16 protein-coding genes are annotated in these 14,339 nt (G+C 61.0%); 3 read left to right on the forward strand and 13 right to left on the reverse strand.

The genetic code is table 11. The annotated features are described in order from the left end of the window. Positions 1-11 precede the first annotated feature (11 nt). The 11 genes from AArcS_RS09380 to AArcS_RS09430 all read right to left on the reverse strand — a co-directional run bounded on the left by AArcS_RS09380 (position 12) and on the right by AArcS_RS09430 (position 10,491). On the reverse strand, positions 12-1,481 hold the full coding sequence (locus AArcS_RS09380) for a monovalent cation/H+ antiporter subunit D family protein (RefSeq protein WP_238477161.1): 1,470 nt from the start codon (positions 1,479-1,481) through the stop codon (positions 12-14). A gap of 97 nt (positions 1,482-1,578) precedes the next feature. Then, a complete protein-coding gene (locus tag AArcS_RS09385; RefSeq protein ID WP_238477162.1) occupies positions 1,579-3,405 on the reverse strand; it encodes a Na(+)/H(+) antiporter subunit D in 1,827 nt (608 codons plus the stop codon). After that, on the reverse strand, positions 3,405-5,078 hold the full coding sequence (locus tag AArcS_RS09390; RefSeq protein ID WP_238477163.1) for a proton-conducting transporter transmembrane domain-containing protein: 1,674 nt from the start codon (positions 5,076-5,078) through the stop codon (positions 3,405-3,407). The genes AArcS_RS09385 and AArcS_RS09390 overlap by 1 nt, the downstream gene beginning before the upstream one ends. Next, on the reverse strand, positions 5,071-5,460 hold the full coding sequence (locus AArcS_RS09395) for a cation:proton antiporter subunit C (RefSeq protein WP_238477164.1): 390 nt from the start codon (positions 5,458-5,460) through the stop codon (positions 5,071-5,073). Before AArcS_RS09395 ends, AArcS_RS09390 begins: the two co-directional genes overlap by 8 nt. After that, a complete protein-coding gene (locus AArcS_RS09400) occupies positions 5,457-6,047 on the reverse strand; it encodes an MnhB domain-containing protein (protein ID WP_238477165.1) in 591 nt (196 codons plus the stop codon). Before AArcS_RS09400 ends, AArcS_RS09395 begins: the two co-directional genes overlap by 4 nt. Beyond that, positions 6,044-6,625, reverse strand: coding sequence for a DUF4040 domain-containing protein (locus tag AArcS_RS09405; protein ID WP_238477166.1), 582 nt, complete (start codon positions 6,623-6,625; stop codon positions 6,044-6,046). The genes AArcS_RS09400 and AArcS_RS09405 overlap by 4 nt, the downstream gene beginning before the upstream one ends. After that, entirely contained in the window at positions 6,622-6,948 is a 327-nt protein-coding gene (gene mnhG / locus AArcS_RS09410) for a monovalent cation/H(+) antiporter subunit G (protein ID WP_238477167.1), read from the reverse strand. The genes AArcS_RS09405 and mnhG overlap by 4 nt, the downstream gene beginning before the upstream one ends. Further along, positions 6,945-7,229, reverse strand: coding sequence for a cation:proton antiporter (locus tag AArcS_RS09415; RefSeq protein ID WP_238477168.1), 285 nt, complete (start codon positions 7,227-7,229; stop codon positions 6,945-6,947). Before AArcS_RS09415 ends, mnhG begins: the two co-directional genes overlap by 4 nt. Further along, a complete protein-coding gene (locus AArcS_RS09420) occupies positions 7,226-8,284 on the reverse strand; it encodes a monovalent cation/H+ antiporter subunit E (RefSeq protein ID WP_238477169.1) in 1,059 nt (352 codons plus the stop codon). Before AArcS_RS09420 ends, AArcS_RS09415 begins: the two co-directional genes overlap by 4 nt. A 349-nt stretch (positions 8,285-8,633) precedes the next feature. After that, on the reverse strand, positions 8,634-9,848 hold the full coding sequence (gene coaBC, locus AArcS_RS09425; RefSeq protein WP_238477170.1) for a bifunctional phosphopantothenoylcysteine decarboxylase/phosphopantothenate--cysteine ligase CoaBC: 1,215 nt from the start codon (positions 9,846-9,848) through the stop codon (positions 8,634-8,636). 76 nt (positions 9,849-9,924) lie between these two features. Beyond that, on the reverse strand, positions 9,925-10,491 hold the full coding sequence (locus AArcS_RS09430; RefSeq protein WP_238477171.1) for a response regulator: 567 nt from the start codon (positions 10,489-10,491) through the stop codon (positions 9,925-9,927). A 138-nt stretch (positions 10,492-10,629) separates the two neighbouring features. Between AArcS_RS09430 and AArcS_RS09435 the strand changes: the two genes are divergently transcribed. Continuing rightward, positions 10,630-11,160 (forward strand): type II toxin-antitoxin system RatA family toxin, encoded by a 531-nt coding sequence (locus tag AArcS_RS09435; protein ID WP_238477172.1) that lies wholly within the window; start codon positions 10,630-10,632, stop codon positions 11,158-11,160. A gap of 1 nt (position 11,161) precedes the next feature. Here AArcS_RS09435 and AArcS_RS09440 read toward each other — a convergent pair whose 3' ends face one another. Next, the gene (locus AArcS_RS09440; protein ID WP_238477173.1) at positions 11,162-11,842 is read right to left on the reverse strand and encodes a plastocyanin/azurin family copper-binding protein; all 681 of its coding nucleotides are present in this window, start codon (positions 11,840-11,842) and stop codon (positions 11,162-11,164) included. A 52-nt stretch (positions 11,843-11,894) separates the two neighbouring features. Beyond that, the gene (locus AArcS_RS09445) at positions 11,895-12,959 is read right to left on the reverse strand and encodes a polyprenyl synthetase family protein (protein WP_238477174.1); all 1,065 of its coding nucleotides are present in this window, start codon (positions 12,957-12,959) and stop codon (positions 11,895-11,897) included. A gap of 92 nt (positions 12,960-13,051) precedes the next feature. Here AArcS_RS09445 and AArcS_RS09450 point away from each other — a divergent pair, with 92 nt between their 5' ends. Next, entirely contained in the window at positions 13,052-13,825 is a 774-nt protein-coding gene (locus AArcS_RS09450; RefSeq protein ID WP_238477175.1) for an NAD(+)/NADH kinase, read from the forward strand. 73 nt (positions 13,826-13,898) lie between these two features. Continuing rightward, positions 13,899-14,333, forward strand: coding sequence for a DUF7313 family protein (locus AArcS_RS09455; protein WP_238477176.1), 435 nt, complete (start codon positions 13,899-13,901; stop codon positions 14,331-14,333). Positions 14,334-14,339 lie beyond the last annotated feature (6 nt).

Raw genomic sequence — 14,339 nt, forward strand, 5'->3', positions numbered from 1 at the left:
ACGGTCGGGGCTCACTCTAGCAATTGTTCGACGGCACTCAGCAGAACAGCCTGGAGATCCGCTGCGGCAAACCCGAGCAGAAGTCCGATCGTTGCACCAACGACGATGATCGCAAGCATCCCGGCGGTGATCGAGTCGCTGCCGTCGTCCTCACCGTCGAACGGATAGAAATAGATCCGGTTGAGAAACGGCAGGATGTAGCCCGCAGAGAGGAGCGTACTACCGAGGACGAGCGCGGAGACGATCCAGAGCCCTTCCTCGAAGGCACCCACCGCGATGTACCACTTGCCGACGAACCCGACCGTTGGCGGCAGCCCGATCATCGCGATGCCGAGCAGGGCGAACGCTCCGGCCATCACCGGAGCGCGTTTCGCGAGTCCGGAGTACTCCTCGACCGTGCGAATGCCCCCGAACCGGAGGGCGAACATTCCAGCAAGCAAGAACAGCGACGCTTTGACGATGCCGTGACCGAAGATCTGCAGCATGGCACCGAACAGCGCCGTATCGTTTGCGACGGCGATGCCGATGAGAATCAGCCCGAATTGCGAGACCGTCGAGTAGGCAAGAACGAGCTTGATATGGTCCTGTAAGAGTGCAAAGAGGCTCCCAGCAAAGAGGCTAAACAGTGCTCCGACCAGCACGAGCTGTCCGATAATCGGGTTTGCCTCCAGAAATGCTGGTGTGTAGACGGTAAAGAGGATCCGTGCAAACGCGTAGACCGCTACTGCAGGCATCAGTGCGGAGATGACGGCGCTGATACCGTCGGGCGCGGAGGCATGGGCGTCCGCCAGCCAGGTGTGGAGCGGGAAGAGGGCTATCTTGATCGCGAGACCGATCCCCATCAGCACGAACGCCGCGATCACGACCGGTTCGGTGTAGCCCGCCTCGGCGAGGCGGATCGACAGGTCGTGCATGTTCAGCGTCCCCGTCGCCGCCAGAATGAGGGCAACGCCCAGCAGATAGAACGAGGCACCGACGGTTCCGACCAGCAGATACTTGAACGCCGCGTAGGTCGACCAGCGGTACTTCGAGGCCGACACAAGGGCGTACGAGGCGATCGCCATGATCTCGAGGAACACGTAGAGGTTGAACACGTCGCCAGTAAGGACGACCCCGAGCATCCCACCAGTCAGCAACATGAACGCCGCATAGAAGTAGTTCCCACGGGGCCCGGCGATTCTGGTGTACACCAGTACTCCCAGACAGATCGAGAGGACGAGCAAAACGACCAGCATCGAGAACTCGTCGGCGAAGAGCTCGATCCCGTAGGGCCACTCGATCCCCCCGAGCATGTACCGGATCGGCCCCTCGCGGTAGATTGACACGGTGGTCATCACTGCAGTGACGAAGGTCAGCGAGAGGATCGTCGCGGCGATCCCCCAGCCGACGTTGTCCCACCGCAAGCTCGCTGCTACCGGTAGTGTCGCCGTCAGCAGGGGGACGAGTACGATCGCTGCGACGAGCCACTGAAGATCCGTCACGAATAGCTCACCCCCGGAGTAACGCCGTCACAAGGCAGGTCGGTGCAGTGCTCGTCTCGACGTTCCGGCCGGCCATAGTGTATAGTTTCCATCATTGTTATATGAACAGCGCCAGTCCGAGCGCCAGCATCAACACGCCCGTCGCAACGTAGATCGTATGCCCGATACCGAGTTTACCGCCGGTCTTCCCCGGCGTCCGTTCGACCCGTTGGTCATAGCGTTCACGCCAGTGCTCCGGGAGAAGCGCGCGGATTCGACGACTCGGATCGTGGGCAGTCCCGACCAGCGACCAGCCCGTTCTGACGACGGCGTCGTCGACTCGGTTGTATAGGCCGCCGATACCGCCCGAGAGCGAGCGCGTCCCGAAGAACGCCACCGGATCGTAGATACGGTCGACGTCAGTCCCACCGTGGAGTGAATCCAGCACCGGACGTTTCAGCACGGCGAACACGACGAGTCCACCTGCTGCCAGTCCGACGGCCTTGAGCAGGTGCGACGTGGAGTACGGGTCCAGTTCCATGCCAACGTTTCCGATCTCCGGGAGGATGGCGAACAGGCCCTGATAGTACACGCCGTAGACGATACAGCCCGCGGCGACGACCCCCCCGACGAGGGCGTGTCCAAGATTTGCGTCGGTGCTCTCGATGGGCTCACCGTCGAGGAACGCGTAGTATCCGAACTTGATAAACGAGGCGAAGGTTCCGACGCTACCGACGTACAGCATCCACAGCAGCGTGTCGGCGGGAAGCGCTCCCGGTGCCACGAACTGGTAGTCGGCCGCGTCCATCACCATGCCCTTGCTGATGAACCCGTTGAACCCCGGAACGCCCGTAATGGAGAGTGCACCGACGAGGAACAGGCCCAGTGCGATCGGTGCAGATGTCCCGATCGCTCCGAACTCGTTCAGTTTCTCCTTGCGAAGCTGGAGGATCAGGATCCCGGCGGCCATGAACAACAGTCCCTTGTAGAGGATGTGGTTGAACAGGTGTGCGAACCCGCCTGCGATCCCGAGGGAGGTCCCGATGCCGATCCCGGCGAGCATGAAGCCGACCTGTGACTGGATGTGATAGGACAGCAGTCTGCGCATGTCCTTCTGAGCCAGCGCGTAACTGGCCCCGTAGATCGCCATCGAAGCACCCATAAACGCCAACAAGACGTTCCCGTCGGGAAACGCGCGGTAGGCGGCGTAGACCGCCGACTTCGTGGTATAACACGCGAGGAACACCGACGTGGCCACGTTCGGGCGGGGGTAGGTGTCGGGAAGCCAGGTGTGTAGCCCGACCATCGCCGTGTTGACACCGATTCCGAGTCCGGCCAGCAGCGCGGCCAGCGAGACCGTCGTCCCGGCGATCGCCGTCTCGAAGCCGGTGATGCCGGTGCCGTCGAAGTGCAGTGCCGTCGGATCCGCCCCTGCCGACACCAGATAGAGCACGACGCCGCCGAGCAGGAGGCTCCCACCGATTCCGTGTGCGATCGCGTAGCGGTAGCCTGCACGGATCGCAGCACCACCGGAGAGCCAGACGAACACCGTGCTGGCGATGGCCATCACTTCCCAGCCGATCAGGAGTGCAAGCCAGTCGCCGACCGTGACCGTCCAGATGGACGGGCCCACGTACGCGAGCCCCCACATGAGATGTCGTCGATCGGTGTCGGCGTAGTAGGCGTAGGCGACGGCTGCAGCACCGAAGCCACCGAAGATAATCGCCATCAGTCGGGTGAAGTCGTCGACTGACAGAAGGATCAGCTCGAACCCCATGAACGTGTAGGTCGGGCCGATACCGTCGGGGACGAGCACCGCCCAGACGACGACCCCGAGTAGTGAGACGACGCCGACCGCGTGAGCTAGTCGGCGGGAGAGGACAGGGACGAGCAGTGCTGCGAACAGGACCAGCAGTGCAGGCTGGAGTGAGGACAACGCCTCCATCACGCGCTCACCTCCATTGCACCGTCGACGATCAACTGGATTAGTTCCAGGAACACCATTCGATCTGGAGCGATACCGAACAGCAGCATGAGGGTCGCTGTCGTCATCAGTGGTACGAGCATCAACACTGTCGTTTCCTCGACGCGCAGGCTGGCACGATCCCAGCCGTCGGCCGGTGGAAGCTGTTCGTGGCCGTGATGATCATCCGCGCTGGTCCCGCCGTCGGGCCGAATCGCGGCGTGATCGGTTTCGCCGCCGAACCGGTGCTCGACGACCGGCTTCTGTCCGGCCGCCTCTTCGTCCTCGAAGAACGCCGTGTACACGATCGGCCAGAAGTACGCGATATTGAGCGCCCCCGACAGCACCAGCACGGGCACCACGAGCAGATAGCCCGCGTCGACACCACCAGCCATAATGTGCCACTTGCTGACGAAGCCGGCGAGTACCGGGATGCCAGCCATGCTAAAGCTGGCGAGCCCGAACGCACCCATCGTGATCGGCATCCGTTTGCCGACGCCAGCCATCTCGCTGATGTACTTGACGTCTAGTTCTATGTACAGGGCACCCGCACAGAGGAACAGCGTCAGCTTCGCGAACGCGTGGGCCGGGATGTGTAACAGCCCGCCCATCAGTCCCAGCGAGGTCAGCAACGAGAGTCCGAGGACGATGTAAGACAGTTGCGCGATCGTGGAGTAGGCGAGCCGGGCCTTGAGATTATCCTGACGGAGCGCGAACAGACTCGCAACCAGTATCGTCGTGGCCGCGAGGATCGCAAGCGGGACTCCCATCCCGAGATCCCCGACCGTCGCCGGACCGAAGACATCGATAACGGTCCGGGCGATGCCGAATGCCCCGGCCTTGACGACTGCGACCGCGTGCAACAGCCCGGAGACGGGTGTCGGCGCGACCATAGCACTCGGGAGCCAGGCGTGAACCGGCATCAGCCCGGCCTTCACCGCGAACCCACCGGCGAGCAGGGCGAAGGCACCACGGGCCGCCCAGGTGTTCTCCTCGGCGATCGCCGCCATTCCCTCGATTCCACCACGGGTAAAGGAGATATCACCAGTGAGGGCGAACACGACGATCATACCGCCGAAAATCGCGATCCCGCCCGAGAGCGCGTAGGCGAGATATTTGAACCCGGAGACACGTGCCTCGCGCGACTCGTCGTGTGCCACGAGCGGATACGTCGCCAGCGTCAGGATCTCATAGAAGATCAGCAGGACGAACAGGTTCGCGGCGAACGCGACACCCAGGGCCGCACCCACGCTGGTACACAGCATCGCGAAGAACCGGGTCTGGAACGGTTCGTGATGACCCCGCATGTAGCCGATGCTGTACAGGACAGTCACAACGTAGAGTCCGCTGGAGACGAGTGCAAAGACCATCCCAAGCGCGTCCGCACGGATTTGAAGCTCGATATCGCTGACGAACGTCCCGAGATCGGTGTACAACACCTGTCCATCGAGCACCGGCGGGACCATGCTCGCGACGATGGCGAACATCGAGACTGCTGCCAGCAGCGACCACCCTTCCCGAACGTTCGGCCGGTCCTTCGAGAGGAAGATGAGCGAAATGGCGACGATCGGAATGGCCAGCACCGCGGCCGGTCGGAGCGACCAGACCTCCGTCGTCGCGGTTGCCGGAACGGCCGCGGCAGCGAGGCTACTCATCGTTCCCACCCCGGTTGGACGCGGTCCTGTCGTCGGCCGCGATTTGGGCCTCGATCTCCTTTGCATCGAGCGTCCCGAACTCAGTGTACAACCGGATCACGAGCGCCAGTGCCAGTGCGGTCAGTGCGACGCCAACGACGATAGCAGTCAGTACAAGCACATGCACCAGCGGATTCGAGTGTGGTTCTTCGAGGCCAAGGATCGGTGGCGTCGCCCCATCGACATAGCCGATCGTAACCAACATCAGGTAGACCGAGATCTGTGTGAAGTTCAGCCCGATCACTTTTTTGATGAGATTTCGGTTGTCGATCATCATGTACAGCCCGATCAGGAACAGCGCGAACGACGTGAAGTAGTAGTGATAGGCACCGATCTCGATCATGCATCCTCACCTCCCGACTGAAACCCGGTCGCGATCCAGAACATGAGCCCGATTATTACACCGGTTACCAGCGCTGCGATCGCGACTTCGACAAGCTTGACCATGTTCTCGACCGATAGCGGGAAGACGAACAGTTCGAGCACGGCCCCGCCGTACACGAGCGCGCCGAACGCCACCGCACCGAAAATACCGGCACCGAGGAGGAACATCCCCGCAAGTGCGCGGGCGTCGAGCCACTCCTGGGTGTTTCTGAACCCGAACGAGATTGCGATGAGGACGATTGCGGACGCCATCACGACGCCGCCCTGAAACGCACCACCTGGCCGATCGGTACCGAACAGCGTCAGATAAATCCCGAACGCGACGACGAAGGGAGTAAGTGTTCGTGACGCAGTTCTGATCACCGGACTCCCGATCACGTCGGTCGTACGCTTGAGGTCGGTTATGCTGTGTTCTGGCCCAATCGGAGCCATCCGCCCGGCGATGGCCGACTCGACCTCTTCGGGCTCTTCACCTGCCGCCCGTTCGATCGAATAACCGTGAATTTCGTCCGCAGGCTCCTCGGTATCGGAGGTATCGTCGCTCATAGCAGATCACCCCGTTCAAGAACGACGAGGATGCTAACGGCCGCCGCGAAGGCGACGATGAGCTCCCCCAGCGTATCGAGTCCACGGTACACGACCAGCACGGCGACGACCGCGTTGGTAAATCCGGTGTCCTCTACCGTCTCCTGGATGTAGTACCCGTACGGCGTCCGATCCTCGCCACCGAAGTACGTTTCGGACACCGCAGGTGCGTTCGCTGCGCCGATCTCGGGCAGGGATACGAACGTGTACGCGAGCGGAACCGCGAGTGCGCCCACCACAACGACAGCAGGGACGTTGACGGGACGCAGTGATCGAAGTCCCCCTTCGGCACGTCCTTCCCCGCCGGACATGCCGACGGTCCGAACCACGGCAATGACGAACAGGACGGAGATGACTCCAGCACCGATCGCCGCTTCGATGAGGGCCACGTCCGGTGCGGCCAGCAGCACCCAGATCACGGCGATACCGAGCGTCAAAGCAGCGAACGTAACGATCGCGCCAACGGTGTCGTTTGCGAACGCGACGAACAGTGCACCGACGATCACGAACGCGATCAACGATAGTTCGAGCAGTATCATCCTGACTCCTCCGTGCTGTCGTCATCGGCAGTCCAAACATCGATTCCGCGGCTGTAAGCAGCCCGAGTGATCGCATGAGCCGCCGTGGGGTTCGTATAATAAATAAACACCAGCAGCAGGCCGGCCCGGAGAGCCTCGCCGGGGGTGCCGAAGTACAGCGCCACGCCGACGACTGTAAACCCCGCACCGAACGTGTCCGCCTTCGTCGCAGCGTGTGCTCGCGAGTACACGTCCGGAAGACGGAGGATTCCGACCGCCGCGACGAAAATAAAGAAGATTCCGATCGCGACGAACAACAACACGACTACATCCGTCGGCCTCATCGCCACTCCACCCCCTCGGGGTCGTAGGTCGCCCGTCCGACGATCAGGCTCAAAACGAAGTTGAGCAGGGCGTAGACGATCGCGATATCGAGATACGACGGCTGGTCCAGACCGGCAGCGATCAACGCCAGTATCACCACGATACTCGTTCCGATGATGTTGACCGCCATCACTCGATCGTGCGTCGTCGGACCGGCGATCACACGATAGAGCACTGCGGCCGAGATGAGGACGATGAAGCCCGCGGCGGCTAGCAGTGCGGTACTCAGTATATCACTCATTGTGTATCCTCCTGTTTGGAGTCGTCTGATCCTCGTCCGTCTCGATCCCGGATACTGGAGCCATAAAGCGGCTCGAAGTCCTCGCGTGGCCCCGGGCCCTCCATTCGTTGACGGCCGGAGCCGTAGAACAGTTTTCTGACGGCAGACTCGTGAACGCCGTCGAGCATATCCTCACGTGCACTCCGGTTGAGCGAGTGGATCAGCAGGTGGTGGCCGTCCGCATCGACCGCCATCGTTCCCGGTGTCAGGGTGATACTGTTGGCGAACACCATCACCGACTTTCCATCGCCGACTGCCCCCTCGACCCGGTCGAGGTGCGGGTCGATCGGCAGCCGTGGATGTAAGACCACGTACGCGAACTGGACGTTCGCTTTCGCGATCTCCCACAACAACGAGGGAACGAAGATCCCGAGCCTGGCGAACACCCGCACACCTTGTCGCAGTCGTGGTGTCGTCTCGAAGACGACGTTGCGTAGAAGTATCCCGGAGATGAGTGCCGTCACAACACCCGACCAGATCGCAAACCAGTAGGTCGGTCCGCCAAGGGCAACGTAGAACCCGAACGCGGCAGCACCGATCACACCACCACGGATCAGTTCCCCCCGCGTCGGTTTCCAGTCCGGGTCGCCGACGTCCGCCAGTTCGTACTCGATCCCGAGTTCGTCGAGCAGCTCCTCGAGCGACTGCAACGTCGGTGCCGTCGCGTCGAACGAGAACCCGGGATCGACCAGAATCCGATCGAGTTCGTGTTCGTTCATGTATTCGAGGTAAAACTCGACGTGTTCGGCCGGGCCAGCAATATACTCTTCAGTGCCAAGCAGGGCCGTCCGCACGGAGATCGCTCCAGTCGAGTATTTGTTGGCAAACCGCTCGGCCCGGTCGAGGACTCGCTGGTCCGGCGACACTTCGTCTCGCTCGACGTGGTGGCCGGGGACGGTTTTGATTAGGTGGATATCTCCACCCTCCGTATCAACCAGCTCCACGGCGTGTGCCACAGTCTCTTCGAGTGTGCGTGACGGTCCAACCGGGACCAGAATCCCACCACTGTTGGTCATGATGGGTTACCTCACTCCCGACTGTCCACATGGTTCCCTCTCCGGCTCCGTTTCGGAACCGAGTGGTCCACGACCGACACCGAACTGCTCCGGTGCGGACTCCGAGGGACCGAGGCCTCCCTCGAACGGGACGTTTATCGAGAAATGAGGGGAGATAGTGAACGTTCGGTCACCCGACATCCGTACACCTCCAGTCGGCGTAACGTCTGTACATTGTCGTTACCAGAACGATAATTTGGCGTCCCAAAAACCATTTCGAACTTGACTGGATATCGAACCGAGCAAAATGGGATCCTGCTGGAAAAACTCGTCGCAGCACTGGCGGCCACGGATTGCCCGAGCTGTCTTGCTACCCAAGCGTGGCGACTCTGTCCGCGACCACGCCCCCAACTGTTTCTTTCGATCCGACAACCTCGTCGACGTTCTCTTCAGATACAAATAGCGCGCGTGTCTCCTTTGCACCCATCACGCTCGCGTCGTTGGCAACGACAAAGGAGAGCCCCGCACGATCCAGAATATCGCGTGCTGCATCGACCATCGCTCCGTCATCGCCACTGGTTTCCGTTTTGAAACCGACAATGGGCAGCTCCGGCTGGGTTTCGCGGGCTCGATCGATTATCTTCGGCGTCGGGCGGAGATCCAGCGACAGATCCTGACCGGACCGGAGTTTGTCGGCGTGTTCGTCCGTGGTGTAATCCCCCACCGCGGCGACGGAGACGAGCGCATCGGCGTCCTCGATGGCGCCCTCGACCGCCGCGAGCATCGCCGCCGAGTCCGACACCTCGTGAAGCTCCGCGTAGGGTACGGCCGGATCGTCAGCCTTCGGATTCAGTCCCAACGAGGTGGGCGGGTGCGGACCGACGGGGCCGTGTATCAGCGTCACGTCGGCACCTCTGACGTAGCAGGCGCGCGCGACGGCCCGCCCCATCCGGCCCGACGAGCGGTTGGTCAGCACCCGGACCGGATCGATCTCCTCCGCGGTCGCGCCGGCAGTCACCACGACCGATTCATCCGAAAGAGCGGCCTCGTTCCGATCGGCGAAGACGGCGCGAGCAACAGCCAGACAGATCGCGTCCTCCGTAGCGACCTTCGCCTTCCCCTCCTCGATGCGTGGGTCGGCAAACTCGACTCCCCACTCCTCGACGCGCTCTATGGCGTCCAGTACGCCGGGATGATCGTACATCGGTTCGTGCATCGCGGGGGCGATCACGACCGGTACGTCGGCCCCGAGCGCAGTCGTCGCACACGTCGTGACGGGCGTATCGTCGATCGCGCTGGCTACCTTGCCGACGGTGTTTGCCGTTGCCGGGGCGATCAACAACACGTCGGCCCAGCCCTCGCGACCGCAGAGTTCGACGTGTTCGACGTCGCCGGTGATCTCCGTGACTACCGGTCGATCAGTTGCGAACTCGACTGCCCATGGGTGGACGATCCCGCGCGCGCCAGAGCTCATCACGGCTCGCACCGATGCGCCGCGGCGACGGAGCTCGTGGGCTAGCTCGACGGTTTTGACCGCGGCGATGCTTCCAGTCACTCCGAGCGCGACGTTTACGTCCTCCAGCATTCGATCGGGAGTTCACGCTACGGTATCTAAATACTGTCGTCGTACGTCAGAAACAGGTTATCGGGACACCACGATGTCAGTCCCATCTCGAAAGGGCCAACTCGAACGCTTCGTCATCACCCAGTTCGTCAAGCGAGTCTCTCAGCTCATCTCTGAGTAGCTCGAACTGCGACGTCAGTTCGGAAAATTCGTCGCTGTGTTCGAGTTCAGTCTGTGATTTTTCGGCTTCGAGCGCGGCGCGTTTCGACGCGAGGCGGAAAAACTCCTGCAAAGAGCTATCGACCGTGGCTCGGTGGAGCAGGTGATCGACCGTCGTGAGCAGCTGATCGCCAGTAACTGGTTTGAACAGGTACTCGTCGAACTCCATATCGATGATCTCAAAGTCGGGTTCGACCGCAGTCACCATCGCAACCTGACAGTTCAAGTCCTGCTCGCGAATCCGTTCGAGTACCTGATCACCGGTCAGCCCGGGCATCCGTCGGTCCAGCAGGACGATGTCGACATCATCGTCGAGACTATCCAGTGCTTCCGTGCCGCTGTACGCGACTCTGACAGTGTGGGCGTTGCGCAGTTGCTCGGCGTAGACGCGTGCCACCCGTGGATCGTCGTCGACGACCAGCACACAGCCGTGAGCTTCAGCCATCCACTCATAGATGCGTCGTCTGTCGTCGTAATAGTTTCGGGCGAGTACGTGCTCATACAACCCCTGAGAACTCAGGCCAGGCGGCCCGACACAAAACGCCCGCACAACATTTACGTTGTATCCACCATACTGACGAACGTGGATCGAGTAGAGGTAAGCACAGTCGTCTATCTACCCCCAGAAGAGATCTACGAGTTCCTCGAGGACTTCCCCCGGTACGCGAACTACTCCGAGTATCTACAGGAAGTGAGAACGCATGGCGAAGGCCAGGAAGGCACTCGGTATGCACTACGATTTGCCTGGTGGAAGCTGAACTACACTGCTCATTCTGAGGTTACTGACACCGATCCGCCGACGCGAATCGACTGGGAAGTGATCAAAGATATCCACGCACACGGGTTCTGGCGGATCGACCCGCTCGACGAATCGGAGCGAGCGGAGCGGGATCACGCCTGTCGAGTTCATTTTGTCGTCGAATTCGATACGGACACGGCCAGATCGGGCGCACTCGACGTACCAAGATTCGTCTCTGTTAGCTGGGTAATCGATAAGGTAAAGCCCCTGATTCTCGAGGAGGCCGAACGGATCGTCGAACGGATCGTCAGGGATATAGAAGGGGAGCCAAGGCCGGTCGAGCTGACGATTCACGATCGCCCGTCGTCGGTCTGAGCTATTCGAGTTCCTCGTCGTAGCCACCGTACTTCATGAAGAAGTACGCAAGTGCGAGTGTCGAGGCCATCGCGCCAGCAGTCCCGACGGCGAGGCTCATGGCGCTGTCAGGGATCGTGGGGGTTGCGGCCGCTGCGTCGCCCCCAGCGGCGCCACCTGCACCCTCTTCAACCGTGATAACCGCGTCCATCCCCGCGGCGACGTGGGGATCACAGACGTACTCGTAGGTCCCCTCGACTTCGAAGGTGTGTTCGTACTCGAAGCCCGTATCCTCGATCGGGTCGTACCCCTCCCAGCCGCCGTCAGGACCGCTTTCCAGCGCCAGATTGTGCGTATCCGACTCCCAGATGAACTCGACTGTCGTCCCCGGTTCGATCGCCAGATCGTCCGGCTCGAAGACGTTTTCACCATCCGGCCCGACGATTACCGTCTCCGTAGCACCATCCTCATCGCCGTTGTCGGCCGCGCCGTTCTCCTCGTCGCCGTTCTCTTCCTCGCCATTTTCTTCCTCGCCATTTTCTTCGCCGTTCTCTTCCTCGCCATTTTCTTCGCCGTTCTCTTCGCCATTCTCTTCCTGCGCACTAACGGTTCCAGCCCCACCAGCAGCGGCAGCGGCCGATCCGGCAGTTGCCCACATGAACGAGCGCCGGGAGAGATCACCACGTCCGTCGGTACCAGTCATACCCGACCCTTAGAATTGAGGCGTACTGAATACTTTGGTTCGCGCCGGAAACTCACTGCTCTCGCTCGACGACGAATCGGGTGAACTCTGCGAGCATCGATGCTTCGGGTTCCGCGAGGTCCGCGTCCGCGAGCTGGTCCCGCGCTTCGGCGGCGAGTGAGAGAGCGCGCTCGCGTGCAAACTCGATACTGTCAGTTTGCTGGAGGATATCGATCGCCTCCAGTATCTCCTCGTCGGTGTTCTCCTCTGCATTGAGGATCGTCCGGAGCCGTTCCGCCCGTTCCTCGCTCGCCGTTTCCAGCGCGTGGATCACGAGCAACGTCTTTTTGCCTTCTCGGATGTCGTTCCCGAACTCCTTACCGAATTCGCCCGCCTCGCCCAGTGAGTTCTCGATATCGAGGATATCGTCGCCGATCTGAAAGGCAACTGACATCGACTCCGCATAGCGGGCCACTGCTCGCTCCCGCTCGTCGGACTGGCCCGTGACGATCGCGGCCAACCGGGCAACGATCCGTCCCAGACAGCCGGTCTTGCACGCACACATCTCCAGATACTGCTCCCGCCCGACCTCGATACCGCCGTCGTTGTGCCAGCAGATGTCGGTCCCCTGTCCCAGATGGGTCCGGTTGAGCTCTGCCATCAACATCTCGTAGAGAGCTAGCCGTGTCCCGTCATCGAGGTCAGCAGGGTTCTGTGTGATAACCTTCAGTGGTATGAAATACAGCGCGTTTCCAGCGTTGAGCGCCACGTCGGTCCCGTAGACATCGTGCAGTGCTTGATCGCCGCGACGCATTGCAGCCCCGTCCTCGACATCGTCGACGATGATCGTCCCTGTGTGGAGTATCTCAGGAATCGTTGCATAGGGCAAGTACGGTTCGTGGTCCTCACCAAAACCCTTGACGAGCAACAGAAAGACGATTGCTCGCCATCGTTTCCCCCCGCGATCGAGTAGTTCCCAGACGGGATCTGACAGTGCGCGCTGGAGCGTTTCCGGATCGTACTCGTAGGTTGCCGGACCGAAAAATTCCGTCAGGTACTCCTCGTCGATCCGTCGTGGGATCACCTCCTCTATCGCTTCGTCGACCACCGGCTGCCACTCGGCGAGCGTCTCCCGCATACTCCATGGGTTGCAACCACACTGTAAAAAGGTTGAGTTACACGGGAGCAACAAAACACGCAGCCTTTTGTCACGCACGCCGAAGTCGGAGTATGGATTGCGGTCAGGGTGGCAGTGTGATCGGGATCGTCGATCAGGGTGAGACCGATAGCCTCGTTGATCGGCTCACTGGGGCCGTTCAGGATGTCGGAGGATCGCCGATCAGCGGAGCTGCCACGGAACTGCTGGAAGCCGATCCGGACCGTATCATTGCTCACGGTAACCGTGCGGTGCTTGATCTCGGCCGGACAGGAACGACTGTTCCGATACTCCCGATCGACGCAGGACCGGGTGTTCGATCAGTTTCGGAGGACTCACTCGATAGTGCGATTGACGAACTGGTTTCAGGGCGTTTCAAGACGGCCGAACAGTGTCGGTACACCGTTACAGTCGGTGAAACTGACACCGGTGTCGCCGTCTCGGATGCCATGCTCGTCACCGAGGAGCCAGCCCGGATCTCGGAGTACAGCATCCACACGAAGGACAACCGAGTGACACAGTTCCGCGCTGACGGCGTCGTGATTGCCACCCCAGCTGGCTCACACGGCTATGCGGCCGCCGCAAGAGGCCCGATGCTCGCTCCAGGAACCGGCGTCGTAGCCGTCCCGATCGCACAGTTCGCCACAGATCGGGACAGCTGGGTACTCGGCACGGGTGAACCAGTCACCCTCCGGGTAGAGCGCGACGACGGCCCGGTGGAACTACTCGTCGATAACCGACGATGCGGAATCGTCGAGCCCGGCGTAGACGTCACACTGACTCCAGCGATGCCACTCCAACTGGCAGTCGTCACTGAAAGCGAACCCTACTGGGGTAACGATCAGTAGTACGTATCAAATCGGGTCGATTGATGGGAGTAGATTGGAAAAACTCTAATGGGTTAACCACTGTGTGTGAGATATGGACCCGAATTCGTTGCTCGGCCCGGTGGATCTGCTGTTGCCGTACATAGAGGAGGTGCTACTGGTACTGGTACTGGTCAATGGACTGACGAGACTCGTCGCCCAGCGACAGTACAAATCGCAGTACGAGGAAGGGGGAGCTGAGGCAATCGTTCGCCACCCCGTTCATACTGCCTCAAACGTCCTCCTGTTGTTCGCAGCATTCTACTACCTGACAGTTACCTTCCACGCGGGCGTCTTGCTGACCATCTTCGTAATCACGCTCTTTTTCACCGACTTCTTTGAGTTTGAGGCCCGGCTCGCCGAGGCCCGGCGCGAGGCGGAGATGGAACTTCCCAAAGGTGCGCTGACAGCGTGGGGACTCCTCTTCCTGTACGTCTCCTACCGAAGCCTCTTTTTCGTCGTTCAGCCGATCTGGGAAAGCATCGTCTAGAGGCGC

The sequence above is a fragment of the Natranaeroarchaeum sulfidigenes genome, from assembly GCF_017094485.1.
GTDB lineage: Archaea > Halobacteriota > Halobacteria > Halobacteriales > Natronoarchaeaceae > Natranaeroarchaeum > Natranaeroarchaeum sulfidigenes.

Bases quoted from the DNA above. Each gene is read 5' to 3' on its own strand.
- AArcS_RS09385 (WP_238477162.1), bottom strand. From the start codon at position 3,405: ATGGAGGCGTTGTCCTCACTCCAGCCTGCACTGCTGGTCCTGTTCGCA.
- AArcS_RS09390 (WP_238477163.1), bottom strand. From the start codon at position 5,078: ATGAGTAGCCTCGCTGCCGCGGCCGTTCCGGCAACCGCGACGACGGAG.
- AArcS_RS09395 (WP_238477164.1), bottom strand. From the start codon at position 5,460: ATGATCGAGATCGGTGCCTATCACTACTACTTCACGTCGTTCGCGCTG.
- AArcS_RS09400 (WP_238477165.1), bottom strand. From the start codon at position 6,047: ATGAGCGACGATACCTCCGATACCGAGGAGCCTGCGGACGAAATTCAC.
- AArcS_RS09405 (WP_238477166.1), bottom strand. From the start codon at position 6,625: ATGATACTGCTCGAACTATCGTTGATCGCGTTCGTGATCGTCGGTGCA.
- mnhG (WP_238477167.1), bottom strand. From the start codon at position 6,948: ATGAGGCCGACGGATGTAGTCGTGTTGTTGTTCGTCGCGATCGGAATC.
- AArcS_RS09415 (WP_238477168.1), bottom strand. From the start codon at position 7,229: ATGAGTGATATACTGAGTACCGCACTGCTAGCCGCCGCGGGCTTCATC.
- AArcS_RS09420 (WP_238477169.1), bottom strand. From the start codon at position 8,284: ATGACCAACAGTGGTGGGATTCTGGTCCCGGTTGGACCGTCACGCACA.
- coaBC (WP_238477170.1), bottom strand. From the start codon at position 9,848: ATGCTGGAGGACGTAAACGTCGCGCTCGGAGTGACTGGAAGCATCGCC.
- AArcS_RS09430 (WP_238477171.1), bottom strand. From the start codon at position 10,491: ATGGCTGAAGCTCACGGCTGTGTGCTGGTCGTCGACGACGATCCACGG.
- AArcS_RS09440 (WP_238477173.1), bottom strand. From the start codon at position 11,842: ATGACTGGTACCGACGGACGTGGTGATCTCTCCCGGCGCTCGTTCATG.
- AArcS_RS09445 (WP_238477174.1), bottom strand. From the start codon at position 12,959: ATGCGGGAGACGCTCGCCGAGTGGCAGCCGGTGGTCGACGAAGCGATA.
- AArcS_RS09450 (WP_238477175.1), top strand. From the start codon at position 13,052: ATGGATTGCGGTCAGGGTGGCAGTGTGATCGGGATCGTCGATCAGGGT.
- AArcS_RS09455 (WP_238477176.1), top strand. From the start codon at position 13,899: ATGGACCCGAATTCGTTGCTCGGCCCGGTGGATCTGCTGTTGCCGTAC.